Source organism: Acinetobacter sp. 22301 (assembly GCF_052045285.1).
Classification (GTDB): Bacteria; Pseudomonadota; Gammaproteobacteria; order Pseudomonadales; family Moraxellaceae; genus Acinetobacter; species Acinetobacter pittii.
Window position 1 is genome coordinate 88635 of the sequence record NZ_JBQEOR010000011.1, and the last position, 21148, is coordinate 109782.

Annotated in this window: 18 protein-coding genes and 1 pseudogene; 13 read left to right on the forward strand and 6 right to left on the reverse strand. The window is 38.7% G+C overall.

What is annotated here, in order from left to right; genetic code table 11:
• Positions 1-55: 55 nt before the first annotated feature.
• Together garD and ACTJJH_RS15260 are read left to right on the forward strand one after the other, a co-directional pair.
• On the forward strand, positions 56-1603 hold the full coding sequence (gene garD / locus ACTJJH_RS15255) for a galactarate dehydratase (RefSeq protein ID WP_017386401.1): 1548 nt from the start codon (positions 56-58) through the stop codon (positions 1601-1603).
• 125 nt (positions 1604-1728) lie between these two features.
• A complete protein-coding gene (locus ACTJJH_RS15260) occupies positions 1729-2625 on the forward strand; it encodes a DMT family transporter (RefSeq protein WP_001181015.1) in 897 nt (298 codons plus the stop codon).
• Positions 2626-2640: 15 nt separating this feature from the next.
• Here the strand turns inward: ACTJJH_RS15260 and ACTJJH_RS15265 are convergent, their stop codons facing one another.
• Positions 2641-3711, reverse strand: a complete 1071-nt coding sequence (locus ACTJJH_RS15265) for an AraC family transcriptional regulator (RefSeq protein WP_017403129.1) — start codon at positions 3709-3711, stop codon at positions 2641-2643.
• A gap of 129 nt (positions 3712-3840) precedes the next feature.
• On the opposite strand from ACTJJH_RS15265, the gene ACTJJH_RS15270 reads away from it, so the two are divergent.
• Positions 3841-5301: a coniferyl aldehyde dehydrogenase gene (locus tag ACTJJH_RS15270; RefSeq protein WP_000438225.1), complete on the forward strand. Its 1461-nt coding sequence runs from the start codon at positions 3841-3843 to the stop codon at positions 5299-5301.
• Between the two features lie 50 nt (positions 5302-5351).
• Here the strand turns inward: ACTJJH_RS15270 and ACTJJH_RS15275 are convergent, their stop codons facing one another.
• From ACTJJH_RS15275 to ACTJJH_RS15290, 4 genes are all read right to left on the reverse strand, one after another.
• Positions 5352-5690 carry a hypothetical protein gene (locus ACTJJH_RS15275; protein ID WP_440601371.1) on the reverse strand — a complete coding sequence of 113 codons (339 nt, stop codon included), beginning with the start codon at positions 5688-5690 and terminating at the stop codon, positions 5352-5354.
• Between the two features lie 256 nt (positions 5691-5946).
• Complete coding sequence (locus ACTJJH_RS15280; protein ID WP_440601372.1) at positions 5947-7410, reverse strand: amino acid permease; 1464 nt, start codon at positions 7408-7410, stop codon at positions 5947-5949.
• Positions 7411-7808: 398 nt separating this feature from the next.
• The gene (astA, locus tag ACTJJH_RS15285) at positions 7809-8903 is read right to left on the reverse strand and encodes an arginine N-succinyltransferase (protein ID WP_440601373.1); all 1095 of its coding nucleotides are present in this window, start codon (positions 8901-8903) and stop codon (positions 7809-7811) included.
• Positions 8900-10135, reverse strand: a complete 1236-nt coding sequence (locus ACTJJH_RS15290) for an aspartate aminotransferase family protein (RefSeq protein WP_440601374.1) — start codon at positions 10133-10135, stop codon at positions 8900-8902. The genes astA and ACTJJH_RS15290 overlap by 4 nt, the downstream gene beginning before the upstream one ends.
• 135 nt (positions 10136-10270) lie before the next feature.
• Here ACTJJH_RS15290 and ACTJJH_RS15295 point away from each other — a divergent pair, with 135 nt between their 5' ends.
• The 9 genes from ACTJJH_RS15295 (at position 10271) to ACTJJH_RS15335 (ending at position 20021) form a co-directional block, all read left to right on the forward strand.
• Complete coding sequence (locus tag ACTJJH_RS15295) at positions 10271-10693, forward strand: Lrp/AsnC family transcriptional regulator (protein WP_002120489.1); 423 nt, start codon at positions 10271-10273, stop codon at positions 10691-10693.
• Positions 10694-11021: 328 nt separating this feature from the next.
• A complete protein-coding gene (locus ACTJJH_RS15300; protein ID WP_440601375.1) occupies positions 11022-12452 on the forward strand; it encodes a gamma-aminobutyraldehyde dehydrogenase in 1431 nt (476 codons plus the stop codon).
• 28 nt (positions 12453-12480) lie between these two features.
• Complete coding sequence (locus tag ACTJJH_RS15305; RefSeq protein WP_032037932.1) at positions 12481-13251, forward strand: nuclear transport factor 2 family protein; 771 nt, start codon at positions 12481-12483, stop codon at positions 13249-13251.
• 55 nt (positions 13252-13306) lie between these two features.
• Positions 13307-14026 carry a FadR/GntR family transcriptional regulator gene (locus tag ACTJJH_RS15310; RefSeq protein ID WP_440601376.1) on the forward strand — a complete coding sequence of 240 codons (720 nt, stop codon included), beginning with the start codon at positions 13307-13309 and terminating at the stop codon, positions 14024-14026.
• Positions 14027-14091: 65 nt separating this feature from the next.
• Entirely contained in the window at positions 14092-14799 is a 708-nt protein-coding gene (locus ACTJJH_RS15315) for a cache domain-containing protein (protein ID WP_005070463.1), read from the forward strand.
• Between the two features lie 186 nt (positions 14800-14985).
• Positions 14986-16317 (forward strand): APC family permease, encoded by a 1332-nt coding sequence (locus ACTJJH_RS15320; RefSeq protein ID WP_440601377.1) that lies wholly within the window; start codon positions 14986-14988, stop codon positions 16315-16317.
• A gap of 18 nt (positions 16318-16335) precedes the next feature.
• Complete coding sequence (locus tag ACTJJH_RS15325) at positions 16336-17781, forward strand: NAD(P)/FAD-dependent oxidoreductase (protein ID WP_320124690.1); 1446 nt, start codon at positions 16336-16338, stop codon at positions 17779-17781.
• Positions 17782-17927: 146 nt separating this feature from the next.
• Positions 17928-19286, forward strand: coding sequence for an amino acid permease (locus ACTJJH_RS15330; protein ID WP_320124689.1), 1359 nt, complete (start codon positions 17928-17930; stop codon positions 19284-19286).
• A gap of 375 nt (positions 19287-19661) precedes the next feature.
• Positions 19662-20021 (forward strand): hypothetical protein, encoded by a 360-nt coding sequence (locus tag ACTJJH_RS15335; RefSeq protein WP_002120526.1) that lies wholly within the window; start codon positions 19662-19664, stop codon positions 20019-20021.
• A gap of 91 nt (positions 20022-20112) precedes the next feature.
• Here the strand turns inward: ACTJJH_RS15335 and ACTJJH_RS15340 are convergent, their stop codons facing one another.
• A complete protein-coding gene (locus ACTJJH_RS15340) occupies positions 20113-20667 on the reverse strand; it encodes a TetR/AcrR family transcriptional regulator (RefSeq protein ID WP_440601378.1) in 555 nt (184 codons plus the stop codon).
• A gap of 412 nt (positions 20668-21079) precedes the next feature.
• On the opposite strand from ACTJJH_RS15340, the pseudogene ACTJJH_RS15345 reads away from it, so the two are divergent.
• A pseudogene (locus ACTJJH_RS15345) lies at positions 21080-21148 on the forward strand (helix-turn-helix domain-containing protein); the annotation flags it as partial.

Consider the following 21148-nt stretch of genomic DNA (forward strand, 5'->3'; position numbering starts at 1 on the left):
CGCTTAACTAACTTAAGCGTTATGACCTCTCTTCAAATGTATACAAGGAATGATCATGCTGAAGCCTCTCCTCATAAAAATTAGTCCTCTTGATAATGTAGCCATTGTAGTGAATGACGGCGGTTTACCACCTTCTACACATATTGAAGAATACCAACTCATCTTGGTTGATCATGTGCCACAGGGACATAAAGTTTTATTAAAGTCATTAAAGCAAGGTGAAGCAATTGTTCGTTATGGGGAAATTATTGGTTATGCAAATAAAGATTTATCCGCAGGTTCATGGGTAAATGAAGCCGTTACCCAAATGCCAGAGGCACCTGAGCTAGATGATCTTGAATTAGCAACTCGCCCCGATCCTAAGCTTCCTCCACTGACCGGATATACATTTAAAGGTTATAAAAATAAAGATGGCAGTGTCGGCACAAAGAATATTTTAGGTATTACGACCAGTGTTAACTGTGTAGAGGGTATTGTTGATTATGTCGTTAAAATTATTGAACGTGATTTACTTCCTAAATATTCAAATGTAGATGGTGTAGTCGGATTAAACCATTTATATGGTTGTGGTGTGGCAATCGATGCCCCCGCTGCAATTGTTCCTATTCGTACAATTCATAATCTTGCACTCAACCCTAATTTTGGTGGAGAAATTATGGTGGTGAGTCTAGGCTGCGAAAAAATGCAACCCGAACGACTTCTAAACATTCCTAAAGAAAACAAATATATCCCCCTAGCAAACGAAGATATTATTCAGTTGCAAGATGAACGCCATAACGGTTTTGAAAGTATGGTCAACCATATTTTAACCGTGGCAGAACAACACCTTGAAAAGCTTAATCAACGTACTCGAGAAGAAGTTCCAGTTTCTAATTTAGTTGTAGGCATGCAATGTGGTGGGAGTGATGCATTTTCGGGAGTTACCTCTAACCCTGCCGTTGGTTTCGCAGCTGACTTGATTGTGCAATGTGGCGGTACAGTCATGTTCTCTGAAGTTACGGAAGTCCGCGATGGTATTCACCTACTTACTCCACGTGCAGCAAATGAACAAGTTGCCAAAGATCTAATTCGGGAAATGAAATGGTACGATGACTATTTAGCAGCAGGCCAAGTAGACCGAAGTGCCAATACCACACCGGGTAATAAAAAAGGTGGACTGAATAACATTGTAGAAAAAGCGATGGGATCAATTGCAAAATCAGGCCGCTCACCGATTGTAGAAGTTCTCGCACCGGGCCAAAGACCGACAAAAAAGGGGTTAATTTTTGCGGCTACCCCTTCGAGTGACTTTATCTGTGGTACGCAGCAAATGGCATCTGGTATTACTGTTCAAGTCTTTACCACAGGTCGTGGTACACCCTACGGGCTGGCAGCCGTACCTGTCATTAAAATGGCAAGCCGAAACAATATTGCAAACCGTTGGTATGACCTGATTGATATCAGTGCTGGCGATATTGCGATTGGAAAGAAGACTATTGAAGAAGTGGGCTGGGAACTTTTTGAACTGATTTTACAAGTGGCTAGTGGCGAAAAACAAACGTGGTCGGACCGTTGGGGTATTCATAACTCACTCGCTGTATTTAACCCTGCACCCGTGACCTAATAAGGTTTAAAAGATGAGGCATATCACCTCATCTTTTCACATTTCCCATCTTAATTACGACACATTTCACTAAAACTTAACATCGCTGCTAAAATAACATCGAAAATTAAGAACTCTATTTCTCTATGCAAAATCAGACTGCTTCAAATCTCCCCTCAACTCAACTTGGAAAAGCGCTGCTTTGTCTTATGACATCAGCATTATTATTTTCCATTATGGGAGTGTGCATTCGTTTTGCTTCACAAACAGTAGACAATGCGACCGTCGTGTTTTTTAGAAATGCAGTGGGTTTATTTATTTTTATTCCGATGCTCTTTAAACAAGGTTTAGACTTTATTAAAACCGATAAACTTTGGATGCACACTTGGCGAAGTATTGTGGGTCTTGCCGCAATGTACGGTTTTTTCTATGCCATTGCAAACTTAAAACTCTCAAATGCCATGGTTTTTAGTTACTCATCTCCTATCTTTATTCCACTTATTGCATGGCTTTTCTTAAAAGAAAAAATTACTAAATCGATGATTTTTGCCGCTGTGATTGGACTCATTGGGGTTTTATTTGTCGCTAAACCCGACCAAGGTCTATTTAACGCATTGTCTTTTATTGGCTTGGGTGCATGCTTTTTATCAGCAATGGCTTTTGTCACCGTAAGAGCTTTAACCAGTACAGAGCCACCTGAACGTATCGTTTTTTACTTCTGTGTTTTTGGTAGTTTAATTTCCTCTATTCCGATGTTCTGGCATTGGCGAATTTTCACTTGGCATGAACTAGCATTACTCATTGCCGCAGGACTTTTAGCAAATATAAGCCAACTTTTTATGTCTTATGCCTATAGCCTAGCCCCAGCTGGCCAAATTGGCCCAATGAACTATATTGCCATTATTTTTGCAGGAATTTGGGGATTTGTTTTTTGGCATGAATTACCTGATCTGTTTAGCATTATCGGCATATTTATTATTTTATTTGCGATTTTGCTCTGTAATCCATTTTTGCAGAAAAAGTTACTTTCTCGATTTAAATAACAAACAAACCTTAATCTAATTTAGGTACTGTATTCGATACTCATTTGGTGAAATGCCTGTCCAATGGCGATAGGCTTTTCTAAAATTAGAAGTATCTGAAAAGCCAATTCTCTCAGCAATTTCATCTATAGTTAAAGTTGTCTCTCGCAAATATTCATCAGCAAGACGGCGCCGAGTCTCATCTAACAATTCTTGATAGGTTAAATCAAAACCTGCCAAACGCCGATGTAAGGTCCGCTTTGAGATATGTAAACGTTTAGCCATTTCTTGAGCTGATGGAAAAAGCCCCGTTCCATCCAATAGTATTAAACGAATCGTTTTCACCAACTCTGGCTCTTCAAGTTCAGCAGCACCTAGCATCCGCTCACAAAACGACTTACACATATCGGCTGTAATCGGGTTGGCATTTGGGCAAGGTACATCGAGCCACTTTAAATCAAAATGCCATTGCATCACCCCAGCATTAAACTGAACGGGGCAACGAAACACTTTTTCATATTCTTCTGCATAGTCAGGCGCTGGGTATGGTAATAAAAGCTTCTTCGCTTGAAATGGTCCTTCAAGTACCCGTTCAATTAAAGTTTGCATTGAGCTAAACCAAAACTCGCACACTAAAGGTAAAAGCTTACCCAGTGCAATAATGTCCTGCCCTTCAAAAACGGCAACATCATCTCGAATATAAAATGACTTCTTTAAAATAGGCCCTGCAAGCTTAATGTGTCGAATGCCAAGCTCGACTGCTTGTCTAAAATTACGTGAGGAATATAACGCATAGCCATATACTCCAAAATCTGACAATCGCTGCTTTTGCCCTGCGCGCAGACCAATGAGTGGATCATGTGATAGCTTTTGAATATTTTGAAATAGCTGAATTTTTTGGACTTGGGAAATATATAAAGAGGATTGATTCATCGCATCTGGCGAAATATTTGTGCCAGATAAAACATCTGATATTGAATGGCCTTGCAAACCCATTTCATCAAATAAACTGGTCAAACCCAGCAAATATGTATTGGAACCTAAGGATGTATTATCATAATTTCCTTTGATAACCGCATTTGTATTTTTATAAACATTATTAGGCATTTAATTCACACCATCCCTAGAGTGACGTGCATAATGGCACTAAACTACCTCTTGTTGTCTCAATTTAACATCGACCATATGACGCTTCAAGCATAAAGTATGATAAGCAAAAGTATGGAAGGAATAATAATGGAACAGTCCACCTTAAAAGAATATAGCGGCTCTGCCACTGAACATATGGAACTTATTTTTTCCAAACAACGTGCCAATTTTGAAGCAGATCCTTACCCAAGTCTTGAAGCACGCCGCACAAAACTACATCAACTTAAAAAACAAATTATCCGTTATCAAGATGCTTTAGCTGCTGCGATTAATTCCGATTTTAGTTCAAGATCACTTGATGAATCTAAGCTATTAGATTTGCTTGGCTCTGTGTTGGAGGCTGATCATGCGATTCATCATTTACGACGCTGGATGCGTCCAAGTAAACGCCGTACCGAGCTTTTATTTTTATCAAATCGTTTAAGTGTGCAATACCAACCTAAAGGCGTGGTTGGTGTGATTGTTCCTTGGAACTTCCCCGTTTATTTAGCACTTGGCCCGCTTATTGCAGCCTTAGCTGCGGGCAATCGGGTCATGATTAAACTGCCTGAAATTACCCCGAATACTAATGCAATGCTTCGACGCATGCTGGCTGAAGTCTTTAACGAAGATGAAGTGGCGGTTTTTGGTGAAGAAATTACAGACCCAGCAAGATTTACCTCTTTGCCATTTAACCACATTGTCTTTACGGGTTCTCCTGCAATTGGCAAAGTCGTCATGCGAGCAGCAGCTGAAAACTTAACACCTGTTACACTTGAGTTAGGTGGTAAATCTCCTGCAATTGTAAGCCGCAACTACCCGCTTGCCGATGCGGCAAAACGTATTACGCATGGTAAAGCAACAAACAGTGGTCAAATCTGCGTAGCACCTGACTATGCGTTGGTTCCCAAAGAAAGTATTGATGAGTTTGTAGATGCTGCAAAATCAAGCTTTATAAAAATGTTTGGTCAAAACATCACAAACAATGAAAATTACACATCGATTGTAAATGACCGCCATTTAAAACGTATTCAAGATATCTTGACCGATGCACAAGAAAAAGGTGCCCGTATTATTCCTTGCGATACTTACAGCTTTGACCAACAAGGTCGCAGAATGCCTGTACAGATTGTGCTGAATTGCACGCCAGATATGCGCATTATGAAAGAAGAACTCTTTGGCCCTATTTTACCAGTGGTAGCTTATGATTCTTTAGATGATGCGATTACCTATGTGAAATCGGATGAACGACCTTTAGCACTTTATTGCTTTACACATAGCTCGGTAGAACGTGATCGTATTTTACGTGAAACTCATTCGGGCGGTGTGACCATTAATGATTGGGGTTGGCATGTAGTTAACCATGATGCTCCTTTCGGTGGTATCGGTAACTCAGGCATGGGGTCATATCATGGTGAAGAAGGTTTCCGTGAACTTTCTCATGCAAAAACTGTATTTATTCGTCATCGGTTTTTCCCGACGCAGCTTTTCCACCCTCCTTATGGAACATTTCTGCAAAAGTTAGCGATTCGCTTTTTCTTAAAAAAAGGCGATCCAAGTATTAAATAAAGAGTATAAAAAAGCCTCGTTATGAGGCTTTTTTATCAGCTTTTAATTAATCAACCGGACGTAATAGAAAAATTATGAAATTTACAGATCTTTAAATAAGTATCTTCAAATAATTTTTCCATTTTAGGGTTCCCATCATGATAGTCATCCCAAAATTCTCCACTAAATTCTTTAGGTTCAATAGTCGTAGTTATAGTATCTTCCTGCTTATAAAATGAAATTTCCCAACCTTCAGGTATACTAGGATTAATTATTTCAAATTTAGAAATTTCTACAATAACAGGAGTACTATCAGAATCGCGGCGAACAGATACTTTTGTTTCATTTCGATATTCATTAAATTGCACCCCAAAACAGATGTATCTTTTCCCAATAGTAAAATCGTACAAATCACTATCATTACACTTAAGTATCAGGGGTTTACTATTCCTTTTACCTTGTAATCTTTAGTTTTAAAATCAATTTAATTCATTTTAATCTTTATGGCTATTTTAAAATCCTGAAAAAATTTCGGATCTTACCAAAAATTTTCTACTAAAGAATGTAACCATAAACAAATTATCTTAATCAAAAATTATAAATTATTATTTTAAAAATAAAAAAGCTAGACACACGCCTAGCTTTAAAAACATTTCATCTTCTAGCTTAAATATAATCAACCTTTTGTGCTTTTAAAATATCAAGCTGCAACATCTTTTTCTTTTTATATTTATACGCAATAAATAAACCAATAAACCAGATTGGTGAGCACTCAAGTGCAATTAAAGTATCATGGTCCAAAGCCAAAATTACGATAGTAAACACTAAAAATAACATGGTCATCCAAGCCATAAATAATCCACCCGGCATTTTATATTTTGACTGGGCATGTAATTCAGGGCTTTTCTTACGATAATAAATATATGAAAGCACTATCAACATAAACGTAAAAATACATAAAATTGAAGTGAGCGCTGAAATAATCGTAAATGCAGTCATAACATTAGGCACAATAAATAAAATAGATGTTCCAACCGTTACGCACGCCATTGAAAATATAAGTCCGCGAATTGGAACTTTTCTTTTTGACAGCTTACTAAAGCTTTTAGGGGCATCGTTGTCTAAAGCCAAACCGTATAACATACGGCTGGTCGCAAAGATTCCACTGTTTGCAGAAGATAAAGCTGAAGTCGCAACAACAAAGTTGATTAAACCTGCCGCAATTGGTAACCCGACCAAAGTAAACATTTCTACAAATGGGCTCTTTTCTGGTGAAACTTTTGCCCAAGATGTGACGGCAATAATACAAACCAACGCGCCCACGTAGAACAATAAAATACGTAAAGGAATAGAGTTAATCGCTTTTGGAAGTGATTTATGCGGGTCTTTGGTCTCAGCGGCAGTTGTACCAACAAGCTCAATACCTACAAACGCAAATATGGCAATTTGGAAACCAGCCAAGAAACCTGTTACACCATAAGGAAACATAGATTGTGTTTCAAACAAATGTCTCATTGAGGCCTTAACCCCATTTGGAGAAGTGAACCCCGTACCAATTAAATAAATACCAGCCAGAATAAATAGAATAATTGCAGTAATTTTGATGAGTGAGAACCAAAACTCAAGTTCTCCAAACAATCGAACGGCCACAAAGTTAAGTATGGTTAAGATGGCCAATGATGTAAATGCTGGAATCCAGACGGGTAAATCGGGGTACCAAAACTGCATGTACCCTCCGATTACAATTACATCGGCAATCGCAGTAATAATCCAGTTACACCAATAGGACCAACCAAGGAAAAACCCCGCCCATGGACCGAGATAAGCTGTTGCAAAATCGGCGAAGGTTTTAAAATTCGTGTTGGCAAGCAACAATTCACCCATTGCCCGCATCACGAAGAAAAAGAAGAAACCAATAATTAAATAGGTTAAAACAATTGAAGTACCCGAAACACTTAATGTTTTCCCGGAACCCATAAATAATCCAGTACCAATTGCACCACCGATTGCGATCATTTGAATATGACGATTTGTCAATGAGCGCTGCAATTTCTCTTCTTCTTGCTCAGTCATATGTTGACTACCAAGAAGATCTCCTTCCAGGAACTGCTTTCCGTTATTCTTACTCATGTAATATTTACTCCAATTTATAGCAACCGTCGTAAATGCTTTAATAATAAACAAATTATATGATTATTAATTTAGTCCATTAAACCATTCTAAAATATTATTAAATCACTTAAGACCTTATAAATTCCTTTTTAAAAGCCATCACCTATAACAATAAAAATTATTCATCATTCCTTTCCTTCATTATTATATTAGCCTGATTTCCAAAATATAATTTCGATAAACATTTAAAATATATAAACTAATTAAATATTTTATTGATTTAACTTTTATATAGAAAAACAGGCTAATTAATCTCAGCTCAGCGAGCAAGATTGTATTTATCCATATACCCATCTTGCGCTAGCGATAATATAGTATTCCTTCTTAAATTTGGTGAAATGTGTAGTAATTTCCGCTTAATTAACAGCCATTCGAAAATGTTCAGTGGCTTTGAGTTTATTGACCACTTCTGGACTCGAAACTTGTTTAACATGAACACTTAGCACCCGAACTAAAGAGCCATTTTCAACATTCAATTGGTTTGCCTGTTCTTTTGTTAACTGCAATATGTTCTGATGAGGTTTGCTATACACAAGAATGGCGCGATAATTTTCATAATCATCATTGGCCACAATGTAAGATTCATCCCCTACAGCGATATTTTCAGTTTGTTCGACTTGTACCGTTACAGACAGACTTTCTTTAATCGCCCGTAAATTTTCGATATCCGCTTGCAGCGTTGCGCCACCATCAAAAATATCGATATAGCCTTTATAGCGTAGCCCCTCTTCAAGCAAGAGATTATAGGCTGGTCGAGTATTCGGGTGCACAATGCCAATCGCAGCTTTAGCATCGTCAGGTAACATATCGACATAGAGGGGATGTCTTGGCATCAGCTCAGCAATAAAAGCCTTTTGGCCTACACCACTTAAATAATCAGCCTTGGTAAATTCGATATTAAAAAACTTATGACCTACCGCATTCCAAAATGGTGACTGCCCATTGGCATCAGAATATCCGCGCATTTCGGCAACAATCGTTTCTTCAAAATATTGACGGAATGCTGAAAGAAATAAGAAACGGACTTTAGATAAAAATTTGCCATTTTTATTTAAGCGATAGTCAGGGTCTAAAAATAAAGTACAAAGCTCACTACAGTTGGTATGGTCGTTACTCAAATACAAAGTCGGCAAAGCGTTATAAACACTTAACGGTTCAGAAGCATGAACTTGTGTTCCTACATGGAAGTTATACCAAGGCTCTTTTAAACCAAGTGCGACTTCAATACCGCAAACACCGACAACTTTGTTGAGTTCAGTATCCTCTAAAACAAATAGGTAAACCTGATCTGCCTTTGGGAGTGCGCCTGCGACTGTCTTACACGCCCTCTCAATACGAGCAGCAAGTTTTTCCATATTGGGCTGCAAAGATGTCAAACCAAAACCCGCTTTTTTTGCCAACAGGTAAAGGTCATTAACATCTTTAGGTTCGATGTAACGAATAATCATCATGCTGCTTGTTCATCCTTTTGAATTTCAACAAAGCGAGCAAGCGCACGTTCAAAGCGTTTTAAACCTTCATCAATATCAGCAAATGGAATGATTAAAGACGGTGTAAAACGTACAACATTCGGACCTGCAATAAGACTCAGTAAACCTTCTTCACCCGCAAGATTATTAATATCTTTTGCTTTACCAGCGAATTCATCTTTTAAGGCACAACCAATCAATAAGCCTTCACCGCGAATCGTTTTAAAGACTTCATATTTTTCATTTAATTTATTTAAAGCGTTTTTATAGTAGTCATGACGCTCTTTAACACCATTCAGCACTTCAGGCGTATTAATAAATTCAAATACAGCCCCTGCAACCGCACTTGCTAACGGGTTACCACCATAAGTCGTACCATGTGTACCGACAGAAAAATGCGGAGCAAACTTATCGGTTGTTAGCATTGCACCGACTGGAAAACCACCACCTAGTGCTTTTGCAGTGGTTAATACATCTGGAATAACGCCAGAGTTCATGTAGGCATATAGTGCACCTGTACGGCCAACACCCGTTTGTACTTCATCAAAAATCAGCAAGGCACCAAACTCATCACACAGTGCTCTTAAGCCTTTTAAAAATTCGATGTCAGCAGGAATAACTCCGCCTTCACCTTGGATCGGCTCAACAATAACAGCACATGTTTGCTCATTGATCACTGCTTTTGCAGCTTCTAAATCATTAAAAGCAACATGGTTAATGCCATTTGGAAGTGGTGCAAAGTCTTGTGAATATTTAGGTTGACCACCCGCTGAAACGGTAAATAAGGTACGGCCATGAAACGCATTGTTAAATGCCACAATGCCACTTTTGCCAGCAACACCGCTGTCTAGTCCAACTTTACGAGCTAGTTTTAAAGCAGCTTCGTTCGCTTCTGCACCTGAGTTACAGAAGAATACTTTATCTGCAAATGTATTTTCAGTGAGTTGTTTTGCAAGGCGTAGAACGGGTTCATTTGTATAACCGTTGCCGACATGCCAAAGTTTTGTTGCTTGTTCTGTTAAAGCATTTACTGCCACTGGATGCGCATGACCTAATGCATTTACTGCAATCCCGCCTGCAAAATCGATATATTCTTTATTTTCTTGATCCCAAATACGTGAACCTTTGCCACGTACCGGAATGAAATTTGCCGGTGCAAAAACTGGAACCATCCACTCGTTAAAGTCATTACGAGAAACTGCAAAATTATTCATCTTATCTAGTCCATTAAATTGAATTATTAGGCTTAACCGATGCCCCTATTATTCAAAATCAAATTGACTCACAAAATTTGTAATTCAGTCAAAAATGAATTAATTTTTACCAATTTGATAATTGACAATTACAATATGGATAACATTGATCAAATTATTTTAGGTTTGCTTAAAGATAACGCACGGATGTCTGTTACCGAGTTAGCCGAAAAAGTTCACGTTTCACGGGCAACGGTAAAAAAGAGAATCGAGTATTTAGAGTCTTCGGGCATCATTACCGGATATACGGTACGGTTTAAACCCAATGCAGAACGAAACGTTATTCGTGCATGGATGAGCATTATGGTTGAAGGGACCAAAGCGCAGTCTGTGATTAAAGAATTACGTCTAGAAAGTGCCGTGGAATGTTTACATAAAACGAATGGCAAATGGGACATTTTGGTCGAGCTACGTTCTGATACTTTAGAAAACTTCGACAAAGTTTTAGAAAGAATCAGGAATATTTCAGGTATTTATAACAGTGAAACTAGCATTCTGCTTGCGAGTCATAAAACCTAATCATTCACTTTAATTTCAATAAATAAGAACTCGAAATTGATGAGCTAAGTATAAATCTTGGCTCCTCAAGCTACTCTCGATTAGAAAATTATTCAATTATCTTTCATCAAATCTACTAAACTAGTACGACAATCAACCTCTCCTAAAAATCTTCAATAAATTTTTAATATTTTTTAAACAATCAAATCAAAAACTTAAAATCCAATTTGATTTAAATTCCAACTTTTTTCACTTACTCCCCTCATCAAAGCATTTGACAGAAAATTTAAAACATAATACATATAGTATTATATGTTATATGTTAAAACCTAAGGACAAGGTATAAAAAATGGCTAAAACTCAACTACAACACTTCATTAACGGCGAATATGTTGCTAGCAAAGGAAATGATTATTTCGATTTGGTCAGCCCAGTAACTGGTGAAGTTTATGCACAATCACCGAATGCAACCGAGGCAGAAGTTGATGCAGCTTATGCCGCTGCAAAAGAAGCATTTAAAATTTGGGGACGCAGTACACCTTCGACTCGTCAAAAAGCATTACTTAACTTGGCAGATGCTATTGAAGCAAATGCTGATCGTTTAATTGAGGCACAAAGTCGTAATACGGGTCAGTTAAAACACTTAATTGCATCTGAAGAAGTAGGTGCATCAGCAGATCAGATTCGTTTCTTTGCAGGTGCTGCTCGCCTACTCAATGGCACTGCTTCAGGTGAATATTTAGAAGGTTTAACCTCTTCTATTCGCCGCGAACCTGTCGGTGTAGTTGGGCAAGTTACACCTTGGAACTATCCACTCATGATGGCTGTTTGGAAAATTGCTCCAGCTTTAGCCGCAGGTAACACAGTAGTGCTTAAACCAAGTGATACTACGCCTGAAAGTACGCTTTTACTGGCAGAAATTGCAGCACCATTTTTCCCTAAAGGTGCATTTAACGTAGTGTTAGGCCAAGCACAAGTCGGATCAAAAGTTGTATCACATAAAACCCCTGCTCTTGTTTCGATTACAGGTTCAGTTCGCGCTGGATTACAAGTTGCTGCTTCTGCTGCGGCAAATTTAGCAAAAGCTCATCTTGAGCTTGGTGGTAAAGCACCTGTAGTGGTTTTTGAAGATGCCGACCTCGATAAAGCAGTTGAAATGATTGCATTAACGGGCTATTTCAACGCAGGCCAAGACTGTACTGCGGCAACACGTGTAATTGTGGCTGAAGCAGTTCATGATGAGTTTTTAGCTAAACTTGTTGAAGCTGCAAAAAATACCCGTTTTGGTGAGCCCGATGATCAAGACGCGCTTTATGGTCCACTTAACAATGCCAACCAATTGAAAAATGTTAAAGCCTTTATTGACAACTTACCTGCTCACGCCAAAGTTGAAACAGGTGGAAAACAGGCAGACCGTCCAGGCTTCTATTTTGAACCAACTGTTATTAGTGGCTTAAAACAACACGACGAAGCCATTCAAAATGAAATTTTTGGACCAGTGATTACCGTTCAAAAATTTACAGATGAAAATGATGCGATTGAAAAAGCCAACGATGTTGAATATGGCCTAGCTTCAAGTGTTTGGACTAAAGACCATGCCCGCGCCACTCGTCTTTCTCGTGAACTTGATTTCGGTACAGTTTGGATTAATACCCATATTCCTTTAACCGCAGAAATGCCACACGGCGGTTTCAAAAAGTCAGGATATGGTAAAGATTTATCTGGTTACGGGTTTGAAGAATATACCCGTGTTAAACATGTGATGAGTTCAAACGAATAATAACAATGCGTTTTGAAAGGAGATCAAAATGAATAAGCAAGAAATGAAAGACTTGGTGACTAAAGCCCATCATGAGCTATTTAATTTGCACGACACCACTGCTTTAGACCGTTATTTTTCTGAAGACTTTATAGAGCACTCACCACTCGTTGCAAATGGCATTTCGGGCCTTCGCCAATTGGTAGAAGACTGTCCTGACATGCAACATGAAGCTGTGCGTGTATTGGCAGATGGTGACTTGGTTGCAATTCATGGCCGCTTTCAAGGCTTAGATGAGAACCCATTGGTTGGGTTTGATATTTACCGAGTGAAAGATGGCAAAATTGTGGAACATTGGGACGGTCTTGTGGCAGAAGCCGCACCAAATGTGAGTGGTAGAACACAATTAGATGGCCCAACCGAAATCGTAACTCACCATGACCCAGAGAAAAACCGTGAGATTGTGACCTCTTTCTTTAAAAAGTCATTAATTGATGGCAATTACGAAGCATTTAAAGAATACACTCACAACGATCAGTTCATTCAACATAGTCCGGACATTGGCGATGGTGTTAAAGCAGTCATTGATTTTTTGAACAATATCCGTAATGAAGGACAAGGTTTGGTATACTCCAAAACGCATCGCTCCATTGCTGATGGTCAATTTGTGTTGACACATTCCGAAGGAAGTATTGCCGGAAATCGACATGCCTATTTTGAATTATGGCGTGTAGATAATGGCAAAATTGTTGAACTTTGGGATGCAATACCAGCTGTGCCTGAAGATGAACAGGCAGTCCATCAATATGGCGTGTTTTAATCATTTATCCGTTTCATTAAGCTAAGTCTCTGACTTAGCTTTTAGAGAATTCGCCATGTCAGCATATACGATAATTTTTGCACCTATCGCTCAGACAACTCGATCGGAACAAGTTGTGGAACGCTTGGAAAATGCAATTATCTCTGGATTGCTCAAAAGCAATGAACAGCTTCCTAACGAGGCGGATCTAGCTCGCTTAATGGGAGTGTCACCCATTACGGTCCGTGAAGCTTTAAATACTTTACGCGTAAAAGGTTTGATTGATACACGACGTGGGCGAAACGGCGGAAGCTTTGTTTGTGAGTTGCCTTCCGATTTACTCTTAAATAAGCACCCTCTGCGTCAAGCTTCCAATGAATATCTGGCTGATTTAGGCGAGTTTCATAGTGCAATTTTAAGTCATGGTGCATATTTGGCAGCACAAAGAACCACTGAATATGAACTGAGCAAAATTAAAGAACTTATTGATCAATTTGAACAGGCCGTTGAAGCAGACACACGTGCCCAACTTGATTTACGTTGTTTGTTAACACTTACCTCTTTTGCTCAATCAGCTCGACTGGCAAATCAAGAGTTAACCATACAAGCCGAATGGGCACCGCTCATTGCTGTGCTTTACCAAGATGATCAATTTCATCAACTGGTCGTCGCTCAATACCACCAACTTTTATCATCTTTTGTTCAAGGCAATGAAGATGATGCTGTTATTCAAGCGCGAAAAATCATTTCGATGCTAACAGACCAAATGCTTCGATATAAGTTATCTATTGAATAAAAACAATAAAGTAGAGCACTTATAAAATATCGAGTGAGAAATACGGAATTTTAGGAGTTATAGGAATGACCCAACATTTAGATATAGAAGAGCTTCAAAATTTGTTAAAGACGGTGGTTGAAGAAACGACAGCCATTACAGAAAAGCTGGCAACTAAAGCGAGCAAAATTCTTTCGAAACATGAACCTGAAAAAACAAAAGACGTTAAGCTTTCAGGTTCAGAACGCACAGCTTTGCAAAAGGAAATTAAAAAGGCATTACAGGAAAGCCATTACAGTCAAGGCATTGGTTTTGCAAGTTATAGCCCTGCAACGCAAGAAGAGCAAGATTATTGGACACTCGAATGGTGGTATAAAAAAGAAGATCAGTTGCAACAAGCCAAGCTTGAAAACTATCAAAATGCTCAGCGATTTTTAGATTTCCGCTCTTTTGAATGGTTCCATAAACCTGCTCAAAATAAAAGTCCGTGCATCCATGGGCCATATGTCGACTATATTTGCAATGGTGCATACACCATCACCCTTGCCCATCCGGTCATGATTCGTGATCAATTTATCGGTGTGATTGCTACCGATATTTTAGTTTCCGCACTCGAAAAAATTCTTATGCCGAAGCTTAAAAACATTAAACAAAAAGCAATTGTGATTAACGACTCTTCGCGAGTGATTACTTCAAATGATATCACCATCAGAACAGGCACATTATTTAAAGGCCAAAGCCCCGAGCAGTTTCTGTCACGACCGTGTCAATCTTTTCAATTGGTCGTGATCTAGAGTTATATCAAAGATATAAGTATTTGATCTTGCTTTAGGGCGTCACCAAGGCGAAACAGCCACCCACTTTTGTACAAACTTTCTCCAAATAGACATGTTTATTCAAGTCTAGGGGAAGTTTTGGCTCAAAAATAGCATCGCTTTTCCGGATGAAAAGCAAAACAACGAATTTGAGGTTGAAATGACATGGAAAATAAAACGTCTTCCTTAAAAAAACTGTCACTTTGGCAAGTCACGATTATTGGTATTGCCTACATGACTCCCATGACGGTGTTTGACACTTTCGGTATTGTCTCTGGCATTACCAATGGACACGTACCACTGGCCTATTTACTCGCACTTGGCGCCATGTTACTCACTGCTTGGAGCTATGCAAGATTTAGTAAAAATTCTGAAAAATCAGGCTCGGCATATAGCTATACAGCTGAAAGTTTAGGGCCTAAAAGTGGCTTTTTTGTCGGTTGGTGCTCTCTGCTCGACTATTTGTTATTACCTCTCATTAATGTTTTGCTAGCTGCGATTTATCTCACCGCACTGATTCCAAGTCTGCCTTACTGGTTCTGGGTAATTGTGTCGGCAAGCTTAGTCACTTTAGTAAACTGTTTCCGCATTCGGTTGCTCGCCAATTTAAGCCTGTTGTTTGTATTTGCCCCGATCATACTCATGGTCATTTTTGTTTATTTAGTGATTAAGGGTATTGGCTCGACTCAAGGTTATGAGCATGTGCTTACATTGGCTCCACTCTGGCATGAGCACCAATCTTTACTCCCTCTCGTTGCGGGTGCCTCAGTTTTGTGCTTTTCATTTTTGGGCTTTGATGCGGTTACTACGCTTTCAAATGAAACCAAACAACCTACCAAAAATATTCCCCGCGCAGTCATGTTAACGACTCTTGCGGGTGGACTTATTTTCTTCACAGCAGCTTGGTTTATTCAACTTTATTTTCCAAACAATCTACGCTTTCAGCATCCATCTGAAGCGTTGCCTGAAATTGTGCTTTACGTGGGTGGTGCTTTTTTCCAATCTGTATTCTTATGCGGACAAATTATGAACACTGTCGCCTCTGGCCTTGCCTCTCATGCCAGTGCTTCACGTTTACTGTATATAATGGGCACCGATAATATTTTCCCTAAAAAGTATTTTGGGACAATTCATATTTCATTAGGTACACCGTTTTTCTCGGTTTTGTTTGTTGGTCTTATTTCAATGTCAGCGGTTTTTCTAGATTTAGCCCAAGTCGTCAGCCTAATCAGCTTTGGTGCTCTAGTCGCTTTTACAGCCGTAAATTTCTCAGTTTTTATGAAGTTTTATATTAAAGATAAACAGCGTTCAGGGTTTAAAAACAAATTTCTAAACCTGTTTTTACCGCTTATATCAGTCTTTAGCATTATTTGCCTCTGGCTTAATCTTGATTCATCTTCACTCATGTTTGGATGTTTCTGGTTAGCTTTGGGTATTCTCCTATTTATCTATAAAACGATTAAAAAACAAAATATTGCTATTAGTAATGCTTATTAATTTTTAAGGAACTTTATTATGAAAATTATTTCTAAACCTCAACTTTTAAAAGACGTGGAATATAAACCGAGTAAATCTCTACAAGTAGGTAAAGAGTGGAGCTGGTTAAATCCAAAACATGCAAAATTTGATACATCCACGGTTAATGGTACCTCGGTAGATAACCCTGCAAACTATTATGAAAGCTCACTTTCTGATTGGCATACTTTTGACAGTTTAAAAGCTGATATTGAATGTGATGTGGTAGTTATTGGCGGTGGTTTATTGGGTTCATCTACGGCCTTACATTTAGCTGAACAAGGCGTAGAGACTGTTTTATTAGAAAAAAACCGTGTAGGTAGCGCAGCTTCTGGACGCAATGGCGGACAACTTACCCCTGGTTTAGCTCGCTGGGAAGCTCAAGAAATGGCCGATCGCTTAGGCTATGAAGATGCCAAAAAACTCTGGCATTTTACCTCTACGGAAGCAATGCAACTCATTGATGACATTTCGGAAAAATACCAACTCAACTTTGACCGCAAATACGGCCACATTACCGCTGCCGTTCATGAAGGGCATTTAGTTGGTTTAACACAAGGCGCCGATGCACGAAAATATTTAGGTGAAGACCATACCCGCATTGTGGGTAAACATGAACTCATGGACTACATTAAGTCTGATTATTACACAGGTGGTTTAATTGATGAGTTAGGTGGACAAATTCATCCTTTAGCTTTAAACCGTGGCTTAATTTATGGATTTTGCCAAAATGGCGGTACTGTTTATGAACAAACAGAAGTCATTTCAATAGAAGAAAAAGCAGATGGCATTTATGTTCAAACTGCAAATGCGGTCGTAAAAGCTAAAAAGTCTGTGGTGTTAGCCGTGCACCATGCTTCTTTTAAACTTTTATCAGAGCAAAACAATACTACTATTCCGTTTTATACCTATGTTGCGACGACTGCCCCACTAGAGCTTGATACAAAAGAGCTACTGCCATTTGGGCATCCAGTCTATGACACTCAGTTCCAGATTGATTACTACCGCCCTGTGTTTAATAACCGCTTATTGTTTGGTGGCCAAGGCACAGGAACATGCTGGGGACCAGAGAAAACATTAAATTATCTAGAGCATCGAATTCATACAGTTTTCCCTCAAATTAAAAATCTAGAGATGGATTTTGTCTGGAGTGGAACGACCGATTTAACCGTAAATGGTGCAGTCGATAGCCGTAAATTTGGCAATAAATTCCCAATTTATGCTGTTCACGGCTGGAGCGGTCATGGCGTTGCTCAGACGGTACGTATTGGTAAAGCCATTGCAAATGACTTTGTTGGGCAAACTAACGACTTCGAAATGTTATCTAAAATTGATCATCAAAATATTATTTTTGGCCGTACCCTTGCACCCGTTGTTATTCCACTTGCCAAAAGCATGTATGGTATTGGTGCAATGATTAATCCGGGCAAAATGGTATCTTTCTAATTTATAAAATAACCGATTTCAAAAAGGGATCCGTATAGCTTTGTACGGATCCCTTTTTATTTAGCTGAGTAAAATCCTTTTCAAACTAGGTTATCCCTAACCAATCTATTACAATAGCGCCAGCTTTTTTATTCAGCGCATATATTTTGAGCAACTCATCTTCCCAATTAAAACGCGGACTTAAAAATCGCCATATCCAGTTAATCGCTATGGGTGGTGCTGTCGGGACAGGTTTATTTTTAGGCTCTGCACAAGTCATCCAGTCTGCTGGTCCTTCTATTATTTTAGGTTATGCCATTGTCGGTTTGGTCGCATTTTTAATTATGCGCCAAATGGGTGAAATGATCGTAGAAGAACCTGTGGTCGGTTCCTTTAGTTACTTTGCACAAAAATATTGGGGGAAATTCCCCGGTTTTTTATCGGGCTGGAACTATTGGGTTGTTTATATTCTGGTCGCGATGACCGAACTGACAGCCGTTGCTAAATATGTGCATTACTGGTGGCCCCACATTCCTGCTTGGATATCAGCCTTATTTTTCTTTGTTTTGGTCACATGTTTGAACTTAGGCAACGTTAAATTTTATGGCGAATCTGAGTTTTGGTTAGCTATTATTAAAGTTGCGGCGGTCATTGCCATGATTGTGTTTGGCTTATATTTGTTGCTCACCGCAGGTAATGATTCTATCGCTAGCTTCTCAAACTTATGGCAGCATGGCGGATTTTTCCCGCATGGGTTCTCGGGCCTATTTTATATGCTCGCCTTTTTAATGTTTGCATTTGGCGGTATTGAACTGATTGGAATGACTGCTGCTGAAGCTGAAAATCCAGAAAAAAGCATTCCACAAGCCATTAACCAAGTCATCTTTCGAATCTTGGTTTTCTATGTGGCTTCGCTTGCTATCATCATGTCACTCATTCCGTGGAATCAGCTTGACCTCGGTGGTTTAGATAAAAGTCCATTTGTGATGATTTTTAGCCAGCTTGGGATTGGCTGGGCAGCGCATTTGCTTAACTTTATTATTTTGACGGCTGCCTTATCAGTTTATAACAGCGGTATGTATGCAAACAGCCGTATGTTATATGGCCTCGCTGTACAAGGTCACGCATCCAAAATTTTTACAAAAGTAAGTAAACAAGGGGTTCCAACACCTGCTGTTATCTTTTCTTCTATTCTCATTTTCGGTTGTGTATTGCTGAACTACTTTATCCCAGAAGAAGCTTTAAGCTATCTCATGTACATGGCTGTGGCTGCGCTGGTTTTAAACTGGGCAATTATTAGCTTTACTCATTTAAAGTTTAAACGTGCTATGAAACTTGAAGATAAAGTTGCCAAGTTCCCTGCTCTATTTTCACCTTTGAGTAACTATATTGTTTTGATTTTCATTGGCATGATTTTATATATCATGTGGACTCAAGGCTTTGAAAAATCGGTGATTTTAATTCCAATCTGGATTACCTTCATGTTTGGATTATATAAATTTTTAAGTTGGAAAAAAGCTCTCTAATATTCAAAAAGGCTTATTCAAACAGGATAAGCCTTTTATCATTAAATAGCTTGTCCTCTTAAATAACTTCAGAAAATCTACTCAAAAAACCATTCACATTCTATTCATTATTATTGAATTGCTCTCTGCTAGACACATGGATATGTAAGCGTTAGTCATTCTAAACATTGGTATTTAATGAGATAATTATTAAAGTACAAGTGTTTACATGATCTATAAATATTTGTGTCAATGTTCAGCTAAAATCAAAGCAGACCAGTTATCGTTACGATCACTCAATAGGCAAAAGATACTGCATCGTAAGACAGATTCTTTACCCACTTTACTGATTTAGCCCTCAACTGTGTCACTCAATGATGAAAGACAGGAAATTTTATGGAAAAAGCTCTGCAATGTCCTAAGTGTGGTTCTACAGAAATTGAAGCACGTGACCATGACAAATTACTTAGAACAACTGGCGGTGTTTTACTCACAGCTGCCGGTACAACGGCAGGCACTGTAGGTGGCGCTGCGACTGGTGCTACTGTTGGAGCAGCTATTGGTACTGTTGCTGGTCCTTTAGGTGTAATTGTTGGCGGAACTGTAGGGACTTTTGTTGGTGCCATTAGTGCAGGAATTACTGGCGGTGTAGTTGGTAATATTTTTGGTAAGAAAGCTGGCGTAATAATCGACAAGAATATTTTTCAAGATTATCGCTGTCTAAAATGTAAATACCGTTTTAAGCAAAAGAAGTAATATTTATATAAATTAAGTTCAGGTTTAATTTCTTTTTAAAGTAAGGAAAGTACGCACTTAGGGTATTTTTCCTTACCCATCCCTCACTCAATTATCTCAAAGCATTTAAAAAATAATCCAACAATTGCTCCCTTTCACTAGCTTTATTTGGATCTAAAAGTTGGATGATTGCGCCATCAATCATAAATAAAATCATGTTTGCATCAGCTTTTAAGCCACGACTTTCTAGACTAAATATCAAATCAAAAAGTTCTTTAAGTAACCATTTTCTATATTCAATCGCCATGCGGTAAGCCCGTGGATAAAGCAGTTTTAATTCAAAAATGGCTTTAAACAAAAGATAGTAAAGGCTATTCACATCGACATGTAAGCGAACAATTTCTTTGAGTTTATCGGCTGCGGTTGGGTAGCTGTGTGAATAGACAATTGCCAGCACCTCTTCTTTAAGTCGGCTTTTTTGAAAGATTAGGCACATTTCAACAAGTCCTTCTTTCGAGTGAAAGTAGTTATAAAACGTGGCTTTTTGAATTTTGGATTTTTTGATAATCAGGTCTACCCCTGCATTATGAAATCCATGCGTGGTAAAGAGTTGGATGGCAGTTTGAACAACCTGTAATTTTTTGGAAGATATTTCTAAAGTTGGCATCGTTTTACCGTTATAAATTCTTGTTGTGTCTAAATGAGATAAAAAGCCTGTGCCCTTTCTGGGAGAAAAAAGGCGCAGCAATGCCGTAAGACGGTGCTTGGCACATCTCAAGTTTTGTTTTGCTAAGTTTTAAGTAAAAATGACTTAAAGCCTGAAAACCTTATGGCATTCAAACTGCTTTAAATTTTTAAGTTGTGTCGTTATAGCTTTTGGCAAAGGCTGCCAAGAAATAATGAATGTGCAAAGCCAACTCCTTTTTTATTGGGAGTTCTGCCAAATCATTAAAATTATGGTGGCAGAACGAAAGGGGGTTCGCAGACTGGTCATAGATCCAGCACACCCGTGGGTGTCCCCCTCCCGTTCTGAACTGCACCCCATAAGTTAGACTTTTAAAACTTATGAGGTGTGCTCTATGCCAATTCCGAAGCATTCAAAAGAGTTAAAATTAAAAGTCATTCAAGCTTATTTAGAGGGAAGTAAA

Excerpts from the sequence above, each read along its gene's own strand:
- astA (WP_440601373.1), bottom strand. The coding sequence starts at position 8,903 with ATGATGATTATTCGTTACATCGAACCTAAAGATGTTAATGACCTTTAC.
- ACTJJH_RS15335 (WP_002120526.1), top strand. The coding sequence starts at position 19,662 with ATGGAAAAAGCTCTGCAATGTCCTAAGTGTGGTTCTACAGAAATTGAA.
- ACTJJH_RS15315 (WP_005070463.1), top strand. The coding sequence starts at position 14,092 with ATGACCCAACATTTAGATATAGAAGAGCTTCAAAATTTGTTAAAGACG.
- ACTJJH_RS15300 (WP_440601375.1), top strand. The coding sequence starts at position 11,022 with ATGGCTAAAACTCAACTACAACACTTCATTAACGGCGAATATGTTGCT.
- ACTJJH_RS15310 (WP_440601376.1), top strand. The coding sequence starts at position 13,307 with ATGTCAGCATATACGATAATTTTTGCACCTATCGCTCAGACAACTCGA.
- ACTJJH_RS15295 (WP_002120489.1), top strand. The coding sequence starts at position 10,271 with ATGGATAACATTGATCAAATTATTTTAGGTTTGCTTAAAGATAACGCA.
- ACTJJH_RS15340 (WP_440601378.1), bottom strand. The coding sequence starts at position 20,667 with ATGCCAACTTTAGAAATATCTTCCAAAAAATTACAGGTTGTTCAAACT.
- garD (WP_017386401.1), top strand. The coding sequence starts at position 56 with ATGCTGAAGCCTCTCCTCATAAAAATTAGTCCTCTTGATAATGTAGCC.
- ACTJJH_RS15260 (WP_001181015.1), top strand. The coding sequence starts at position 1,729 with ATGCAAAATCAGACTGCTTCAAATCTCCCCTCAACTCAACTTGGAAAA.
- ACTJJH_RS15265 (WP_017403129.1), bottom strand. The coding sequence starts at position 3,711 with ATGCCTAATAATGTTTATAAAAATACAAATGCGGTTATCAAAGGAAAT.
- ACTJJH_RS15280 (WP_440601372.1), bottom strand. The coding sequence starts at position 7,410 with ATGAGTAAGAATAACGGAAAGCAGTTCCTGGAAGGAGATCTTCTTGGT.
- ACTJJH_RS15305 (WP_032037932.1), top strand. The coding sequence starts at position 12,481 with ATGAATAAGCAAGAAATGAAAGACTTGGTGACTAAAGCCCATCATGAG.
- ACTJJH_RS15290 (WP_440601374.1), bottom strand. The coding sequence starts at position 10,135 with ATGAATAATTTTGCAGTTTCTCGTAATGACTTTAACGAGTGGATGGTT.
- ACTJJH_RS15270 (WP_000438225.1), top strand. The coding sequence starts at position 3,841 with ATGGAACAGTCCACCTTAAAAGAATATAGCGGCTCTGCCACTGAACAT.
- ACTJJH_RS15320 (WP_440601377.1), top strand. The coding sequence starts at position 14,986 with ATGGAAAATAAAACGTCTTCCTTAAAAAAACTGTCACTTTGGCAAGTC.
- ACTJJH_RS15325 (WP_320124690.1), top strand. The coding sequence starts at position 16,336 with ATGAAAATTATTTCTAAACCTCAACTTTTAAAAGACGTGGAATATAAA.